The organism is Actinosynnema sp. NPDC004786 (genome assembly GCF_053601135.1).
Genome location: NZ_JBSGBG010000033.1, coordinates 44,828 through 60,919 on the forward strand (window position 1 = coordinate 44,828; position 16,092 = coordinate 60,919).

Consider the following 16,092-nt stretch of genomic DNA (forward strand, 5'->3'; position numbering starts at 1 on the left):
GACCGCGGTGGGGGTCCGGTGACGACGTCGGTGCGGTTGGGGGCGGAGGAGCTGGCGCGCTGCCACCGGGTGGCGCGGGAGGAAGGGCCGGCCCCCGCGTTGGCCCTGCTCGGGTCGCTCGTGCTGCCGGGTTCCCTGCCGGCCGGCCCCGGCGGGCACGCGCTCGTGCCGCAGGAGGTCGCCGCGTCGGCGGACCGGGTCTGGGTGGACGGGACGGTCGTGGCGCGGCCGTTGTCGGACGAGTCCACTGTGGATATGATCGACCTCCCCGGTGGCGCGGTCGTGCTCCTGCGGGGTTTGGGTACACGATCGGGTGAAGTCGGCCCGAAAATGTACGGAAACGCTGTTACCGATCCTCGGTTGAGAGCAGCGGACCCCGAGACCAGCCCCGGCACGTCCGACCAGCGAGCCGCCTGGGCACTGGGACTGGTGTGGCTGCGGCTCGGGCTGTCGGAGGCGTTGCGCGAGACCTGCGTGCGACACCTGAACGGCAGGCGCGTCGGGGCCACCACGCTGTTGCAGCAGCAGGTGGTGAAGTCGACCGTCGCCGACGGGTTGATCGAGCACCTCGAGGTGCGCGCGGTGCTGACCGGCGTGGCGGCGGGCGGCCTGCCGGGCGTGGTCCTGGCCCACCTGCACGCCCGCATCACCGCCGCGGACCGGTGGCTGGTGAGCCTGCTGGGCGCGGGCGGGTACCTGGCCGGCGGGCCCGGCCAGGTGGCGCACGTGTCGGAGCTGCTGGCCGAGGCGTACGTCGCCGCCGACGCGGACGGCGACCGGAACGACGCCGAGCCCCGTGCCGACGCCGAGCCCCGTGCCGATGACGGAACACGTGCCGACGGGACCGGTGCCGCCGCGAGGACCCGTGCCGACGAGAGGATCCGTGCCGCCGAGGGGGTCGGGCCTGGCGTTGGGGGCGAAGTTGATCACCACGACGGCCGCGTGGCCAAGCCCGGAAGGCCACGGCTCGGCGGCGGTGCGGGGTGGGGTGGTGGCGAGCGACGCGTTGGGCGCGAGGTGGAGGGTGGGTCGGGCCGTGGATGGTCCGGGGGTGGGGAGGCGTGAGCGCGGTGGAGGGGAGGCTCGTTGCGTTGCGGGAGCAGGTGCGTGAGTGGGGGGTGGATTTTCGCCGGCTCGGGCTCGCGCTCGATCGTGACCCCGAGCTGATCCGCGCCCACCTCGACCTGCCCGCCGTCCGGTACCTCGCCACCATGGGCGTCCCGCCGGAGTACGGGAACCTGCCCGAACCCGTTGCGGGCACCCGGTGTTACGGCACCCGGGCACTCGAACGGGCGATCATCTTGGAGGAGTTGGCCTTTGCCGACGTCGGCATGCTGGTCGCCTCGCCCGGTCCGTTGCTGGTCGGGGTGCTCATCGACCTGCTCGCCGACCGCGAGCAGAAGGAGTGGTTCTACGGCCGGCTGCTCGCCGAACCGCTGTGGACGTTCTTCGCGCTCGCCGAACCGGACGGCGGCACCGGCACCGGCACCAGTGGGACCGCGGCGAACTCGGGCACCACGTTGACGCAGGTCGGCGGCGATGTGCGGCTGTCCGGGGAGAAGCGGTACGTCGTCAACGCCTGCCGGGCACGGCTCGGGGTCGTCTTCGCGCGGGTCGGGTCCGGGATGCTCGGTGTCAACGCCGTCCTCGTGGAGACCCCCACGCCCGGCTTCTCGGCGACCCCGCTGGAGAGCATCGGCCTGCGCGGCGCGCGGATCGGGGCCATCACGATGGACGACGTGCACGTGCCGGCCGCGCGGTTGGTCGGACGGCACCTCCCGCCGGCGCAGCGTGGCACGTGGGCGTCCGTGCAGACGTTCAACCTGCTCCGGCCCGCTGTCGCGGCGATCGCGCTGGGCATCGCGCGGGCGGCGCACGAGTACGTCGTGGACCACCGCACGACGTTGCGGCGCGACGAGCGCGACCGGCTGGACGAGCTGGGTCGGCGCGTCACGGCGGCCCGAGCCCTGGTGCACCTGGCCGCCCGCGCGGTGGACGCCCGCACCTCCGACGGCCACCTGGCGTCGGCGGCGCAGGCCCGCGCGTGCCGGTTGGCCGTCGACGCCACCCGCGCGGCGTGCGGGTTCTTCGGCGTCGGGGCGCGCTTCGACCACCCGCTCCTCGACAAGTTGGTGCGCGACGCGCGTGGGTTGGAGGTGGTCGAGGGCACGGCGAAGCTGAACCTGTTCCAGGGCCTGTTCACCGGGAGGCTGGACCGGGACGACCCGTTCCGGGTGGGCGTCGGCTCGCCGCGCTGAACTCCACCGCGCTGGCACCTACCGCGCCGAACTCCGCCGCGCCGAACTCCGCCGTGCCGGACCTCACCGCGCCGGACCCCGCTGCGTTGGCCGCCGCTGCGTTGGCCGCCGCCGCGTCGGCCCTTGCCGCGCTGAACTCCGCTGCGTCGAACTCCGCCGTGCCGGCCCTCGCCGCGCTGGACCGCACGGCGCTGAAGCCGGCGAACCACCGGGTCACGTCGGCCGCCGACCGCAGTCGCACCCACGGCACCCCGGCCCGGGCCAGCCTGTCCGGGTACTCGGCGTGGTGCCTGCGCCGCGCCCGCACCGCCCACGCCACCACCGAATCCCGGCCGACCAGGTGGTCGAGCCGTTCCCGGTTGCCGTTCCACAGCGGGGTCCGGCGCGCGATCCGGACCGCGCTGCGGCGCAGCAGCCGCGGCACGACCACCCACAGCGGCGGGTCCAGCCACACGATCAGGTCGGCCCGGTGCCACAGCACGTCCGCGGTCACGGCGGCCAGGTTGCCGTCGACCACCCACGCCGGACCCTCGGTGGCCGCCGCGACCCGCGCCCGGATCTCCTCCGCCGGCGGTGTCGTCCAGCCCGGCCCGTGCTGGAACGCGTCCAGCTCGACGTGCGGTCCGCCCACCACCCGCGCCACCGCGCGGGACAACGTCGACTTGCCCGCGCCGCTCGTCCCCGGCACGACGATCCGGCGCACCGACCACCCGTCCACGGCACCACTCGACCACACCGCCGCACCGCCGTCCAGCGTGATTCAGCGACCCGCGCCGGCGTGCAGGCGGGTGAGCGCGGCGGCCGCGGCGAAACCGAGGACCGGGTCCGGGCGGTCCGACAGCAGGCTCGCGTACAGCGGCCGGTAGTGCGCGACCTTGCGCGGCGTCCGGCCGTCGTCGCCGTGCTCGGCCAGCAGTTCGTCGCCGCGCCACGCGAATCCCGTCATCGCCGTGTGGTCGAGCCAGACCTCCACGTCGCCGCACGTCACCGTGCTCGACTTGCTGCTGGCCCCGGTGCGCCAACTGGTGTGCAGCCGGGCCGTGCCGACCGCGCCGCGCGACCGGAACGACACCACGGCCCAGCAGCTCGCGCCCTCGTCGCGCAGCGACCGCACCGCCGTGACGTCCACCAGCCGCGACAGCACGGTGAGCTGGTTGATGCCCGAGTCCGCCCACGCCGAGGCGTAGGTGGCGAACGCCTGCTCGCCCTTGAGCGCGTACGGGTCGCGGAACGCCGACGTGATCGCGGTGACCGGTCCCCACTCCGGGTGCGCGGCCAGCAGCTCGGCGGCCCACACCACCTCCGGCGAGAACGCGAAGTGGTGCGCGGTGAACAGCCGGTCCGGCCCGAGCCCGCCCAGCACGTCCAGCGACGCCGGGTCGAGCACGAGCGGCTTCTCCACCAGCACCCTCGCGCCCGAGCCGGTCAGCGCCTCCGCCGCGAGGTCCGCGTGCGTGTCGGTCGGCGTCGCGATCACCACCAGGTCCGGCCGGTGCTCGGCGAGCGCGCCGGCGAGGTCCCGGTGGTGCGGGGGCGTCGTGCCGCGGAACGCGGTCGGCCCGGCGTGCGGGTCCGCGGTGAACACCAGGTCCACATCGGACCGTTCCGCCAGCACCTCCAGGTGCGTGCGGGCGATCGTGCCCACCCCCACCAGCCCCACCCGCGTCTTCTCCACCCCGCGAGTATCCACGATGGACGGCGGGCGGGAACTATGCGATTCCTATATCCCGGTCGTCAGCGCCGTGTCAGCGGCTCGTCAGCCGTGCTCGCGACCATGGGTGCGATCGCTGCCCGAACGGGTCGGCGCTGCTAGCACACCCGCTCCAGAAAGGGACGGTAACGTGGCACCTGCCTTCGCGGTGATTTCCGGCGCTCAGGTGGACCAGGTCGTGCGCGGCCGGGAGAAGCACGTCGTCGAACTCGTCGAGGCCGCCTACCGGTGGCACGGTGAAGGCGACACGGTCAACCCGCCGTCCTACTTCCTGCGGTTCCCCGACGACCCGTCGTCGCGGATCATCGCGCTGCCCGCGTCGATCGGCGGCGACGTCGGCGTGCACGGCGTGAAGTGGATCTCCAGCTTCCCCGCGAACGTCGCCGCGGGCCTGCCGCGCGCGTCCGCCGTGCTGATCCTCAACGACCGCGAGACCGGCTACCCGATCGCCTGCCTGGAGAGCTCCATCGTCAGCGCGGTGCGCACCGCCGCGTCGGCGGCCCTGGCCGCCGACTGGCTCAGCCGCCACCGGGACCGGCCGACCCGGGTCGGGTTCGTCGGCACGGGCCTCATCGCCCGCTACATCCACACCTACCTGGCCGGCACCGGGTGGACCTTCGACGAGGTCGGCGTGCACGACCTGAGCGCCGAGTCCGCGCACGGGTTCCGCGGGTACGCCGAGAGCACCGGCGACACCGTGACGGTCCACGACAGCGCCGAGTCCCTGATCCGGTCGAGCGACCTGGTGGTGTTCGCCACCGTGGCGGGCACGCCGCACGTCTCCGACCCCGGTTGGTTCGACCACAACCCGCTCGTGCTGCACGTGTCGCTGCGCGACCTGTCACCCGAGGTGATCCTCGCCTCCACCAACGTGGTGGACGACGTGGAGCACTGCCTGAAGGCCAACACCTCGCCGCACCTGGCCGAGCAGCTCACCGGCGGCCGGGACTTCCTGTCCGGCACGCTGCACGACGTCATGACCGGCGCGGTGACGCCACCGGCGGACCGGCCGCTGGTGTTCTCCCCGTTCGGGCTCGGCGTGCTGGACCTGGCGGTCGGCAAGCACGTCTACGACGAGGTGTCGCGGGCGGGCGAGCTGGCCGTGGTCCCGGACTTCTTCTTCGACCTCGACCGCCACGGCAAGCGGTGAACCGTCTGACCGTGCACCTCGCCTAGGAGTCGGCGCATGCCAGTCATATCGACGCCCCAGGAGTTCAACGTGGACGACCTCTACGTGGACCTCCGGCGGATCTCGGGCCACCCGCTGTACCTCAAGTGCGAAGGGTTCAACTTCGCCGGGTCCATCAAGCTCAAGGCGGCGAACGAGATGGTGTCGGCCGCCGTGCGCGACGGGACGCTGCGCGAGGGCTCCACCCTGGTGGAGAGCTCGTCGGGCAACCTCGGCGTGGCGCTGGCCCTGGTGGCGGCCAGCCGCGGCTACCGGTTCGTGTGCGTCACCGACCCGCGCTGCAACCTCGCCACCCGGCAGCTGATGGAGGCGCTGGGCGCGCGGGTGCACGTGATCACCGAGCCCGACCCGGAGACCGGGTACCTCGGCGCGCGCATCCGCCACGTCCGGCGGCTGTGCGAGAACGACGACCACGTGTGGCTCAACCAGTACGCCAACCCGGCGAACTGGGTGGCGCACCACCGCAGCACCGGCCCGGAGATCCTCAGGAGCTTCCCCGACGTGGACGTGGTGTTCATCGGCGCGGGCAGCACGGGCACGCTGATGGGCTGCGCGCGGTTCTTCCGGGAGCACAAGCCGTCGGTGCGGGTCGTGGCGGTCGACGCGGTCGGCTCCGTCACCTTCGGCACGCCCGCGCAGCCGCGGATGGTGCCGGGCCTGGGCACCAGCGTCCGGCCGCCGCTGCTGGACGAGTCGTTCGTGGACGAGGTGCTGCACGTCGCCGAGCGCGACACCGTGCGCGCGTGCCGGGAGCTGCTGCGGCACGGGTTCCTGTTCGGCGGCTCGACCGGCACGGTGCTGTCCGGCGCGACGGACTGGCTGACGCGCAACCGGCCCGGCGGGGACGTGACCGCGGTCGCGATCGCGCCGGACCTCGGCGACCGCTACCTGGACACCGTCTACCACGACCAGTGGGTGGCGGACATCTACGGCGCGGACCTGCTCGGCGACCCGCTCGACCCGTTGGGCCCGCTCGACGCGGTCGATCCGGCGACGTTCGCGCGGAGGGCGCCGTGACCGCGGGCCGGGGGTAGCCGGGACCGGCCGGACGACCCGACGCAGTCGGTCCGGCCAGGTGCCGGAGTCGCCGGCGCGCCGCCGCCGCGCCGGACCCCGGCCGGCCCGGGGCGTGACCATGGGGCCACCGCGGTAGGTCCCGATCCGCCCGAGGCGCACGGAGAGCCGAATGACGAATCCCCTGGACGACAAGGAAAGCGTGGCCGGCGCGAGCCGGCCCGTCGCGGCGCGCGGGGGTCGCGCGAACCCCTCGCGCGTCCCCGGCTCCGCGGCCCGTCCCCACGCCTTCCGGCCTTCGGGGGCGGGACGGTGATCGACGTGGTGGTGCGCGTCGGGCACGTGGCCGTCGTCCTGGCGGTCGTGCTCGTCGCGGCGTGCCTGGGGAGGGCCGCGGCCCGCGCGGCGCGGCAGCCCGAGGTCGTCGGCGAGATCCTGGCGGGCGTCCTGGTGGTGCCCGCGGTGCTCGCGGTCGGCGGCGCGCCGACCCTGGCGGCCGTGCTGCCGGCCGACGTGGTCGGTCCGCTGAAGGTGGTCGGGCAGGTCGGCCTGGTGCTGTTCCTGGTCGGGGTGGCGCACGAGCTGCGGCACGGCGGCACGGTCACCGGGGCCCGCGCGGCCGGGTGGGTGACCGCGGGGTCGTTCGTGCCCGCCCTGGTCACCGGTCTGGTCATGGCCGCGTGGGTCGTGTGGGCCGCCGACGCCGGCGTGCGCGGCGACGCGCCGACACCCGCGCTCGTGCTGATGGTCGCGGTCGCGTTGAGCGTCACCGCGGTCCCCGTGCTGGCCCGGCTGCTGGAGGACCGGGGCATGGTGGACACCCCCGCCGGCAAGCTGGCCATGACCGCGGCCGTGGTCGCCGACGCGGCGGCGTGGGTGCTGCTGGTGCTGGCCATCGGCGTCTCCGGTGGCGTCGTGGTGTCGTTGGCCCTCGTGGCGGTCGGCGTCGGGCTGACCGCGGCCGGCCGCGTCCTGCTGCGCGGCCGGATCCCGACGCTCGCCGCGCAGCGCCACCCGCGCGTCACGGGGGTGGCCGTCTCGGCGGTGGCGCTGCTGGTGGCGTTCCAGTTCGAGCACTGGGGCCTGACCGCCGTGTTCGGCGCGTTCGCGGTCGGCCTCGCGCTGCCCGGCGGCGCGTGGCGGGAGGCCGTGCGCCCCGCGATGGCGCTGGGCAGGCTGCTGGTGCCGGTGTTCTTCGTGGTGGCGGGCATGGGCGTGGCCCACGCGCCGCACGGCTCGGTGCCGTGGGCGGCCATCCTGCTCGCCACCGGGCTCGCCGTCGTCGGCAAGGTCGGCGGCGGCTACCTCGGCGGGCGGCTGGCCGGGGTCGACCGCCGCACCGCGGTGACGGTCGGGGTGCTGGTGAACACCCGCGGCCTGACCGAGATCGTGGTGCTCCAGGCCGGCTACAGCGCCGGCCTGCTCTCCGTGGAGCTGTTCCTGGCCCTCGTGGTGATGGCGTTGGCGACCACGGCCATGACCGGCCCGCTGCTCTCCCTCGTCGAACGCACCGCCGCCCCCGCGCCGGTGCCCGTCCCCGGACTGCCCAGGAGCACCCCATGACCTCGTCACCGCCGACGCGGCCCGCACCCGCCACCAGCGGATCCACGGCGAAATCGCTGCCCGGGACCGCGAGGACGGCGACGGCCGCAGCCGCTCCGGGCAACGCGCGCCGGGCAGTCGCCGGATCCGCCTTACCGGCAGTCGGCGACCCCGCGATCGCCCCGGCGGCCCCTGCCGCCGCGGCGGTCCGCCACTAGCCTCGACCACGTGGCCCGGTTCTCGCCCGTCATCGCCAGGCACGTGCCGGAGGGCTTCGACCTGTGGCCGGTGTCCGGCGGTGGCGACACCTGGCTGCGCCTCGACGGCACGGCGGGCCCGGACGACGTCGGCACGGCCCTCTGCACGCTGTACCTGCACAGCGGTGGCGGGGAGGCGCGCACGGCGGCCGACGCGGTCCACGAGCTGATCGGCTTCGACACCCTGTTCGGGTCCGGCGGCCTGCTGCTGGAGGGCGGCGACGGCGTGCGCGTCGAACCCCGCGGCGGCGAGCTGTTCGAGTGGCGGGACTGGGTGAACGCGCTGCACCGCGCGCCGGTCGACCTCGGCCGGCCGCCCGCGCCGTGGGTGGAGTACGTCGGCGACGTCATCCGCGTGTGGGCGGACCGGGGGCGCGACGTGCCGCACGTGGACCTGTCGCGCGGCGCGCTGCCGGCGATGCTCAGGGCCGCGCAGCGCGACCTGGCCGACTTCCTCGGCCCGCTGCGGCGCTGGGCCGGCGTCCACTCGCCGCGCCAGGTGGAACTCCTGGTCGCGAGCGTGGACGCCGGCCTGCAGATCACCGAGCCGCTGCCGCTGTAGCCGCGGCCACCGCACGCGGCCCCGGCCCGCCGGGCCGGCCGGTGGTCACCGCACGCGGCCGGCTTGTCAGTCGGCCACTACCGCGCGGCCCGACTTGTCCGGTCGGCCGGTCGCCACCGCACGCAGTCGCGGTCCGTCGGGTCGGCCGGTCACCACCGCACGCGGCCCGGCTCGTCGGGTCGGTCGCTACCGCACGCAGTCGCGGTCCGTCGGGGCGGTCGTGGCGGTCTCCGAGGCGGGCGCGGTGACGGTGAACCCGCCGCTGGGCTCGCCGGTCGCGCCGTCGGCGAAGAACTCCGCCGCGAACGCCCGTACCGCCGCCGGGTCGACCAGCCTGGCCGCGCCGCCGTCGACCTCCGGGCCGAGCGGGATGATCGCGGTCCGCACGGTCGAGGTGAGCCGCCCGACGAACTCCGGCAGCCGCAGGTCCGGGTCGGTGCGCACGGTGGACGCCGCCGCCGCGGCGAGGCGGGCCACCAGCGCCGGGTCGCCCGCGCCGATCACCTTCGCCGCCAGGGCTTCCAGGAACACCTGCTGCCGCACGACCCGGTCCAGGTCGCCGTTGGGCAGCCCGGCGCGCTGCCGCAGGAACGCGGCCGCCTGCTCTCCCGCCACCGTGACCGGCCCGGACGGCAGGTCCACACCGGACAGCGGGTCGCGGGCGGGCTGCCGCAGGCACAGGTCCACGCCGCCGACCGCGTCGGACAGGGCGGCGAACCCGGCCGCGTCCACCTCGGCGTAGTGGTCCACCCGCACCCCGGTCAGCGACCCGACCTCGCGCGCCAGCGCCTCCGCGCCCGCCCGCTCGCCCCCGGTCCGCGCGTCGGCGTAGACCGAGGTCAGCCGGCCCCGGCCGCCGCCGGGCAGGTCGACCACCGAGTCCCGGGGCAGCCAGACCGCGGCGACCGGGGTGTCCGGGGCGACCCGCACCAGCACGATCGAGTCGGCGCCGCCCGCGCCGTCGGCGCCGATCAGCAGCACGGTCCGCGCGACCGGCGTCGTGGGCGCGACCTGGTCGGCGGGCGGAGCCGAGGCGGTCCGGTCCACGGTGAGCGGCACGACGACCGCGACGGCCGCGGCGGCGACGGTCAGGCCGGCCGCGGCGAACAACGCGAACGGCCGCCGCCGCGCCCGCCCGCGCCGCAGGTTCGCGAGCACCACGCGGTGGTCGACGGCCTGGGCGGCCTCGGCCGCGATGGCCTCCCGGATCAGCGCTTCCTGCTCGGTCACCGCAGCACCTCCGACGGCGTGTTCTTCTCGTGCACCCGCAACGTCCGCAGCGCGCGGGAGATGTGGCTGCGCACCGTGCCCTCCGCGCAGCCGAGGACGGCGGCGATCTCGGCGTCCGTGCTGTCCTCGTAGTAGCGCAGCACGAGCGCCGCCCGCTGCTTGCGCGGCAGCACCGCGATCCGGGCGCGCATCGCGTCCCGTTCCGCGTGCCGGTCCGCCGGGTCGGCGACGACCGGCCCCACCTCGTCCAGCGCCGCGTGCGTCGAGGACACGTCCCGCGCCGCGCGGCGGCGACGCCACGACAGGTACTCGTTGGTCACCATCCGCTTGACGTAGAGGTACGGCGCGTCCACCGCGCCGATCCGCCCCCACCGCTGCCGGGCGCGCAGCAGCACGTCCTGCACGATGTCCTGGGCGAGGTGCCTGTCACACGTCAACGCCGTGGCGTAGCGCAATAGTCGATCAAGACGTTCGGTGACGAACTGGTCGTAGTCGTCGTCCGGCACGTCGCCCCCTTCTGCCGCAGTCGGTCTGTCCGTTGCGGACGGGAAACCCCCCGGAGGACGTGCCACGTTGAGTCCGGTGCGTGTGATCTGCGGCACAGCGGCCCGGTTCTTGATCGTGCCGACCAGGCCACATCGCATGGCTGGACGGCGGCCCGACGAGGTAGCTTCGGCACCGTCCGCGCACCAGCCCTGGGGAGCACATGCGATTCCTGTTCCGCCCACCCGCCACCGAGGCCGGCGGGCTGCTCGCCCTGCCGTGGGCGCAGCCCCTGGAGGAGTGGGACGACAAGCTGCTGCTGAACGTCCCGCAGCGGGGCATCTCGCGGCACGTCGTGCGGTTCGTGGCCAGCGAGGGCCGCGTGTACGCGCTCAAGGAGATCGCCGAGTCGCTGGCCCGGCACGAGTACGCCGTGCTCGGGGAGCTGGAGCGCGAGGGCATGCCGTCGGTGTCGGTGCTCGGCCTGTGCGTCGACCGGCCCGACGACCAGCAGGCCATCCTGGTCACCCGCTACCTCGACCACTCCATGTCCTACCGCTACCTGTTCTCCAGCCCGCGCGGCGAGCACTCGGCCGAGCGCCTGGTGGACACGCTGGTCTCGCTGCTCGTGCGGCTGCACCTGTCGGGCACGTTCTGGGGCGACTGCTCGCTGTCGAACACCCTGTTCCGGCTGGACGCGGGCAACCTGGCCGCCTACCTGGTCGACGCCGAGACCGTGGAGCGCCACCCGCAGCTGTCCGACGGCCAGCGCACCTACGACGTGGACCTGGCGCGCGAGCGCATCGGCGGCGAGCTGATGGACCTGGAGGCGGGTGGCCTGCTGCCGCCCGACATCGACCCGGTCGAGGTGGCCGACAGCGTGCCCCGGCGGTACGCCGCGCTGTGGGAGGAGGTGACCCGGGAGGAGTTCTTCCGGCTCGACGAGCAGCGCTATCGGGTCGCCGAACGCCTGCGCAGGCTCAACGACCTGGGCTTCGACGTCGGCGAGGTCGAGCTGGTCACCTCCGACAGCGGCGCGCGGCTGCGGGTGGACGTCCGGGTCGCCGAGATCGGCCAGAGCCGCCGGGAGCTGTTCAAGCTCACCGGCCTGGAAGTGCAGGAGGGGCAGGCGCGGCGGCTGCTCAACGACCTGCGCTCGTTCCGCGCGTACCTGGAGCAGCGCGACGGCGCGCCGGTGCCGGAGACCACCGCCGGGCACCTGTGGCGCAACGAGGTCTACGACCCGGTCGTCGCCGCCGTGCCGCCCGACCTGCTGGGCGTGCTCGCGCCGGCCGAGCTGTTCCACGAGGTGCTGGTGCACCGCTGGTTCCTGTCCGAGCACGCGGGGCGCGACGTCGGCACCACGGCCGCGCTGCGCTCGTACCTGGCCACCGTGTTGCCGGACCGGGAGGCGTCCGATCGGGAGGCCGCGGACCGGGAGGCGGCGGACCGGGAGGACGAGCTGGACGCGTTCTGACGTCCGGGTGGGCCTAGATTGACCGGCATGGTCTTCGGGATCGCGGCGATCGTGCCCGCGCTGTTCTTCGTAATCGGCATGATCCGGGACCGGCGGCGGCTGGGCAACGCGGTGTGGCTCGGCGTCACGCTGGTGCTCCTGCTGCTGTGGCTGGTGTTCCGGGCCTCCGCGCTCGGCGGGTGGGCCGCGGCCCTGGTCGGCTACGCGATCGCGGCCGTGCTGCTCGGCCTGGGGTTCGTCCTGCCGGTCGCGCTGATCGCCAACGGCGTGCTGATGCTGCGCCGGGAGGGTTTCAGCCCGGCCAACGTGCTGTCGCTGCTCGCCGGGCTCGCGATCGTCGGCGTGGTGGCCGCGTTCTGGCTCGCCACCGCCCGCACCGGTCCCGTGGTGGACGCCGTGATCGGGTCGCTGCTGGTCGTCGCGGCCTACGTCGCGTTCCTGTTCGTCAGCCTGCTGCTGTACTCGATCGTCTACGGCAGCGTCGGCCGCCGGACGGGTTTCGACGCCGTGGTCGTGCTGGGCGCGGGCCTGATCGGCGACCGCGTGCCGCCCCTGCTCGCGTCCCGGCTGGACCGCGGCGTGCACCTGTACCGCCGCGAGGTGGCCGCCGGCCGCACGCCGCTGGTCGTCGTCTCCGGCGGGCAGGGGCCGGGGGAGGCCGTGTCGGAGGCGGCGGCGATGCGGGAGTACCTGCTGGGCCGGGGCGTGCCGGACGAGCTGATCGTCGTGGAGGACCGGTCCACGACGACCGAGCAGAACCTGGCCTACAGCGCGGAACTGCTGCGCGCCCGCGAGTGGACCGGGCGGGCGGTCGCGGTGACCAACAACTTCCACGTGTTCCGCGCCGCCGTGCTGGCGCGGCGGCTCCGGCTGCGGATGCAGATCATCGGCGCGCCCACGGCGTGGTACTTCCTGCCCAGCGCGTTCCTGCGCGAGTTCGCCGCGCTGCTCACCCACAACCCGATCGCGCACACCGCGACGTGCGGCGCGCTGGTGGCGCTGCACCTTGTGCTGACGCTGTCCTGACCGGACGTCCGGTCACGCCCCGGGTGCGGCCGCCCCCCACCCCGGCCGGACCCGCCGCGGACCCAGGCCGGCGTCGCCGCGGACCCGGTCCGGACGCCGACGGACGTCAGAGGTGCTCGGCGAACCACGACGCGATCAGGTCCACGGTCGCTTCGAGGCCCGCCCGGTCGATGCCGTGCCCGACGCCGGGGTGCAGCACCAGCCGCGCCGGTTTGCCCAGCTCGCGCAGCCTGCGGTACATCCGCTCGGACTCCTCGGGGCGCACGTTCGCGTCGTTCTCCCCGTGCATGATCAGCACCGGCGCCCGCAGCCGGTGCGCGTTCCCCAACGGGCTGCGCGCGGTGAGCCGCGCGACGTCGTCCGGGTCGTCCGGGTCGCCGATCCAGTCGACCGCCCGCTTGCGCCACGTCGGCGGGAAGCCGCGGATGTCGTTGAGCAGGTCCGACGGCCCGCACTCGCTCACCCCGGCCCGCCACAGGTGCGGCAGCAGGGTCAGGCACGCCAGCGTGGCGAAACCGCCGTAGGACGCGCCGTGCACGCCCAGCCGCGCCGTGTCCACCCACGGCACGTCGTCCAGCGCCCGGACCAGGGCCTCCACGTCGGCCAGGTCGCCACCGCCCCAGTCGCGGTAGATGGCCCGCTGGTACCGCATCCCGTAACCGGACGACCCGCGGACGTTGGGCGCGAGCACCCCGATCCCGCGCGCCAGCAGGGACTGCACGAGCGGGTCGAACACCGGCAGCGCCTGCACCTCCGGTCCACCGTGGATGGTCACCACCACCGGCGCGGGCTCGTCCGCGCTCGCCGACGGCGGCCGGTAGAGCAGGCCCGGCACGGTGAACCCGTCGCCGTTGACCGCGCGCACCGGGGTCGGCGGCACGATCGCGCCGGGCAGCCGCGCGCCGGCGTCGGTGAGCCGGCGCGCCTCGTCGCGGTCCAAGTCCACCAGGTACAGGTCGGTGGCCGCGTCCGGCCGGCCGAGCTGCACCAGCAGTTCGCCGGACGCGGTGAACCGCGGCGCGAACCCGCCCAGGCCGAACTCCGTCACCGCGACACCGCGCGGCAGCGCCGTCACGTCGACGGGCGGACCGCCCTTCTCCGCCCACCGCAGCCGGGTGTACCCGTCCTCGTTGACGCCCCACGCCAGCCGCGTGCCGTCCGGGGACAGCGCCGCGCCCTCCACATCGGACTCCGGCGCGTCGAGCCACGTCAGCCCGCCGTCCAGGGACAGCGCGGCCAGCCCGAGGAAGTCGCGGCCCTGCGTGGTGCACAGGTAGACGCCGGACGAGTCCGGCAGCCACGCCACCGGGTGGTACTTCGCCGGACCGTCGTGCGGGGTGAGCAGGCGGACCGAGTCGTCGGCCAGGTCGCACACGAACAGGTCCTGCTCGGTCTGCTGGTGCAGCCGCAGCACGAGCAACAGCCGCGAGTCGGGGGAGAAGCCCATCGGCAGGTACCGGTCGTCGCCGCGCAGCACGATCCGCTCCCCGCCCGTGCGCAGGTCGCGCACCAGCACGTCGAACACCTCGGGGTCACGGGCGTTGGAGGCGTAGGCGAGCAGCGTGCCGTCGGCGTTGTAGGGCTGCCCGAGCCGGGAGTGCGGGGTGCCGATCTCGCACCGCACGCCCTCCTCGGCGACCAGCCACCACACCTCGCCGGTCACCGGGTCGACCTCGGCGAGCCGGTGGTCCTCGCGGCCGTCGAGGTCGGTCAGCACCAGCAGCCGCGCGCCGTCCGGTCGCCACAGGCACCGGACCACCGAGCCGGGCACCTCCACGTGCCGCGCCGTCCCGCCCAGCGGCAGCACCCACGGCTGCGGCCGCCCGGACGCGTCGCCCAGGTACGCGACGGCCCCGCCGTCGGGCCTCGGTTCCGCGCCGAACAGCCAGTCGAAGTCGGTCCAGCCCATCGCCCCCACCTCCGCCACCCGACTGATTTCACAAACTGCAATCGGTAACAGTCAACCAAACCGCTGTCCGGCGTGGCAAGCGCGGGTGGGTTAGCCTCTGCGGCGTGCCGGCCGTGCCCGATCACCCCGCCCGCGACGCCACGGTGGAGGAGCTGAAGGCCCTCGCGCACCCGTTGCGGTGGCGGATCCTGCGGTTGTGCTGGGACCGCGCGCTGACCAACAAGGAGCTGTCGGACCGGCTGGGCGTCGCGCCGGCGACCGTGCTGCGGCACGTGCGGGCGTTGGTGAAGACCGGCTTCCTGACCGCCGAACCGGTGCGCAGCGGCACGCGGGGCGCGCTGGAACGGCCCTACCGCTCGACCGGCCGCACGTGGCGGCTCGGCCTGGTCGACGTCGAGGGCGAGGGCCTGGCGCACCGGGTGGACCTGGCGCTGATCGCCGCGCACCGCGCGGAGGTGCTGGAGGCGGGCCCGGACGCCGTCCGCGAGACCGCCCGCGGGGTGCTGCGCCTCGGCGCGGCGTCCCAGCAGGAGCTGAACGCCAGGATGCTGGCGCTGATCACCGAGTTCGTCGAGCGCGACGAGCCGGACGGCGAGCCGTTGAGCTACCTGTGGTCCCTGGCGGCCCGCCGCGAAGGGTGATCCGGCCGACCCGCAGCCCCGACGGCCCTGGGCCGACTTTTGCGTACCGGTCCGCCGGCGCGGCCCGTTCGATGCAGGGAGCGCACAACCACTCGGCGAGGAGTCCGGAATGCCCCTGATCGGTCGAAGGTCCCTGTCCGCGGTCGTCGTGGCCGCCGCCCTGGCCGTGCTCGCGCCGTCCCCGGCGTCCGCGGCCCCGTACGACCCCTACACCGACACGAACCCGCAGACCACGGGCTGCGCCGCCGACGCCGTGACCATCGCGTCGCGGGACATCAAGAGCCCGCAGGCGGTCCACGGGCTGATGGAGGTCCGCTACTCGCCCACGTGCGGCACGAACTGGGTGCGGGCGACGGTCTACGTCACGCAGCCCACCGGCACGGTCGTGAAGGGGATCCGCCGCCCCTCCAGCCAACCGGACGGGCACGGCGGCTGGCTCGGCTTCTACGAGCAGCGCGAGTCCGACCCGGCGGTCGGCGCCACGTTCGGCATGCAGGTCTACGCGCCCGGCAGCACGTGCGTCTTCGCCATGGCCGAGATCCGCGACAGCACCGGCCAGGTCGTCGCCTCCACCGGCACGTCGGTCCCGTACTACGACCCCTGGGTCCCGTTCTGCTGAGTTCCCGCCGGACCCGGTGCGGGGTTCCCCCGCGCCGGGCTCACGCGGCATCCGCCAACCCCGGGCTCACGGGGCGTCGGCCAACCCCGGGCTCACGGGGCGTCGGCCAACCCCGGGCTCACGGGGCGTCGGCCAACCCCGGGCTCACGGGGCGTCGGCCAACCCCGGGCTCAC

At 74.8% G+C, this 16,092-nt stretch carries 15 protein-coding genes; 10 read left to right on the forward strand and 5 right to left on the reverse strand.

Annotation, left to right across the window (positions count from 1 at the left end; all coding sequences use genetic code 11):
• The first annotated feature begins 18 nt into the window (after positions 1-18).
• A complete protein-coding gene (locus ACWEFJ_RS26225; RefSeq protein ID WP_449715359.1) occupies positions 19-1,065 on the forward strand; it encodes a hypothetical protein in 1,047 nt (348 codons plus the stop codon).
• Complete coding sequence (locus tag ACWEFJ_RS26230) at positions 1,062-2,258, forward strand: acyl-CoA dehydrogenase family protein (protein WP_449715360.1); 1,197 nt, start codon at positions 1,062-1,064, stop codon at positions 2,256-2,258. The genes ACWEFJ_RS26225 and ACWEFJ_RS26230 overlap by 4 nt, the downstream gene beginning before the upstream one ends.
• Here the strand turns inward: ACWEFJ_RS26230 and ACWEFJ_RS26235 are convergent.
• Both ACWEFJ_RS26235 and ACWEFJ_RS26240 read right to left on the reverse strand, forming a co-directional pair.
• Positions 2,200-2,976 carry a hypothetical protein gene (locus ACWEFJ_RS26235; RefSeq protein WP_449715361.1) on the reverse strand — a complete coding sequence of 259 codons (777 nt, stop codon included), beginning with the start codon at positions 2,974-2,976 and terminating at the stop codon, positions 2,200-2,202. The two genes, ACWEFJ_RS26230 and ACWEFJ_RS26235, sit on opposite strands and share 59 nt — an antisense overlap.
• Positions 2,977-3,018: 42 nt before the next feature.
• The gene (locus ACWEFJ_RS26240; RefSeq protein ID WP_449715362.1) at positions 3,019-3,933 is read right to left on the reverse strand and encodes a Gfo/Idh/MocA family protein; all 915 of its coding nucleotides are present in this window, start codon (positions 3,931-3,933) and stop codon (positions 3,019-3,021) included.
• A 166-nt stretch (positions 3,934-4,099) separates the two neighbouring features.
• Between ACWEFJ_RS26240 and sbnB the strand changes: the two genes are divergently transcribed.
• The 4 genes from sbnB (at position 4,100) to ACWEFJ_RS26260 (ending at position 8,533) form a co-directional block, all read left to right on the forward strand.
• The gene (gene sbnB, locus ACWEFJ_RS26245) at positions 4,100-5,119 is read left to right on the forward strand and encodes a 2,3-diaminopropionate biosynthesis protein SbnB (protein WP_449715363.1); all 1,020 of its coding nucleotides are present in this window, start codon (positions 4,100-4,102) and stop codon (positions 5,117-5,119) included.
• A gap of 36 nt (positions 5,120-5,155) precedes the next feature.
• Positions 5,156-6,175, forward strand: a complete 1,020-nt coding sequence (gene sbnA / locus ACWEFJ_RS26250) for a 2,3-diaminopropionate biosynthesis protein SbnA (RefSeq protein ID WP_378088911.1) — start codon at positions 5,156-5,158, stop codon at positions 6,173-6,175.
• A gap of 309 nt (positions 6,176-6,484) precedes the next feature.
• Positions 6,485-7,735, forward strand: a complete 1,251-nt coding sequence (locus tag ACWEFJ_RS26255) for a cation:proton antiporter (protein ID WP_449715364.1) — start codon at positions 6,485-6,487, stop codon at positions 7,733-7,735.
• Positions 7,736-7,942: 207 nt separating this feature from the next.
• A complete protein-coding gene (locus ACWEFJ_RS26260; RefSeq protein WP_449715365.1) occupies positions 7,943-8,533 on the forward strand; it encodes a hypothetical protein in 591 nt (196 codons plus the stop codon).
• Positions 8,534-8,719: 186 nt separating this feature from the next.
• On the opposite strand, the gene ACWEFJ_RS26265 is transcribed toward ACWEFJ_RS26260, so the two are convergent.
• Entirely contained in the window at positions 8,720-9,763 is a 1,044-nt protein-coding gene (locus ACWEFJ_RS26265; RefSeq protein WP_449715366.1) for an LCP family protein, read from the reverse strand.
• Positions 9,760-10,269, reverse strand: a complete 510-nt coding sequence (locus ACWEFJ_RS26270) for a SigE family RNA polymerase sigma factor (RefSeq protein ID WP_378088918.1) — start codon at positions 10,267-10,269, stop codon at positions 9,760-9,762. Before ACWEFJ_RS26270 ends, ACWEFJ_RS26265 begins: the two co-directional genes overlap by 4 nt.
• A gap of 200 nt (positions 10,270-10,469) precedes the next feature.
• Between ACWEFJ_RS26270 and ACWEFJ_RS26275 the strand changes: the two genes are divergently transcribed.
• Positions 10,470-11,723 carry a DUF4032 domain-containing protein gene (locus tag ACWEFJ_RS26275; protein WP_378088920.1) on the forward strand — a complete coding sequence of 418 codons (1,254 nt, stop codon included), beginning with the start codon at positions 10,470-10,472 and terminating at the stop codon, positions 11,721-11,723.
• Between the two features lie 27 nt (positions 11,724-11,750).
• On the forward strand, positions 11,751-12,749 hold the full coding sequence (locus ACWEFJ_RS26280) for a YdcF family protein (protein ID WP_449715367.1): 999 nt from the start codon (positions 11,751-11,753) through the stop codon (positions 12,747-12,749).
• Positions 12,750-12,855: 106 nt separating this feature from the next.
• Here the strand turns inward: ACWEFJ_RS26280 and ACWEFJ_RS26285 are convergent, their stop codons facing one another.
• Positions 12,856-14,658: a S9 family peptidase gene (locus ACWEFJ_RS26285; RefSeq protein WP_449715368.1), complete on the reverse strand. Its 1,803-nt coding sequence runs from the start codon at positions 14,656-14,658 to the stop codon at positions 12,856-12,858.
• Between the two features lie 104 nt (positions 14,659-14,762).
• Here ACWEFJ_RS26285 and ACWEFJ_RS26290 point away from each other — a divergent pair, with 104 nt between their 5' ends.
• On the forward strand, positions 14,763-15,299 hold the full coding sequence (locus ACWEFJ_RS26290) for an ArsR/SmtB family transcription factor (protein ID WP_378088927.1): 537 nt from the start codon (positions 14,763-14,765) through the stop codon (positions 15,297-15,299).
• 109 nt (positions 15,300-15,408) lie between these two features.
• Complete coding sequence (locus ACWEFJ_RS26295) at positions 15,409-15,918, forward strand: DUF2690 domain-containing protein (protein ID WP_378088930.1); 510 nt, start codon at positions 15,409-15,411, stop codon at positions 15,916-15,918.
• Positions 15,919-16,092 lie beyond the last annotated feature (174 nt).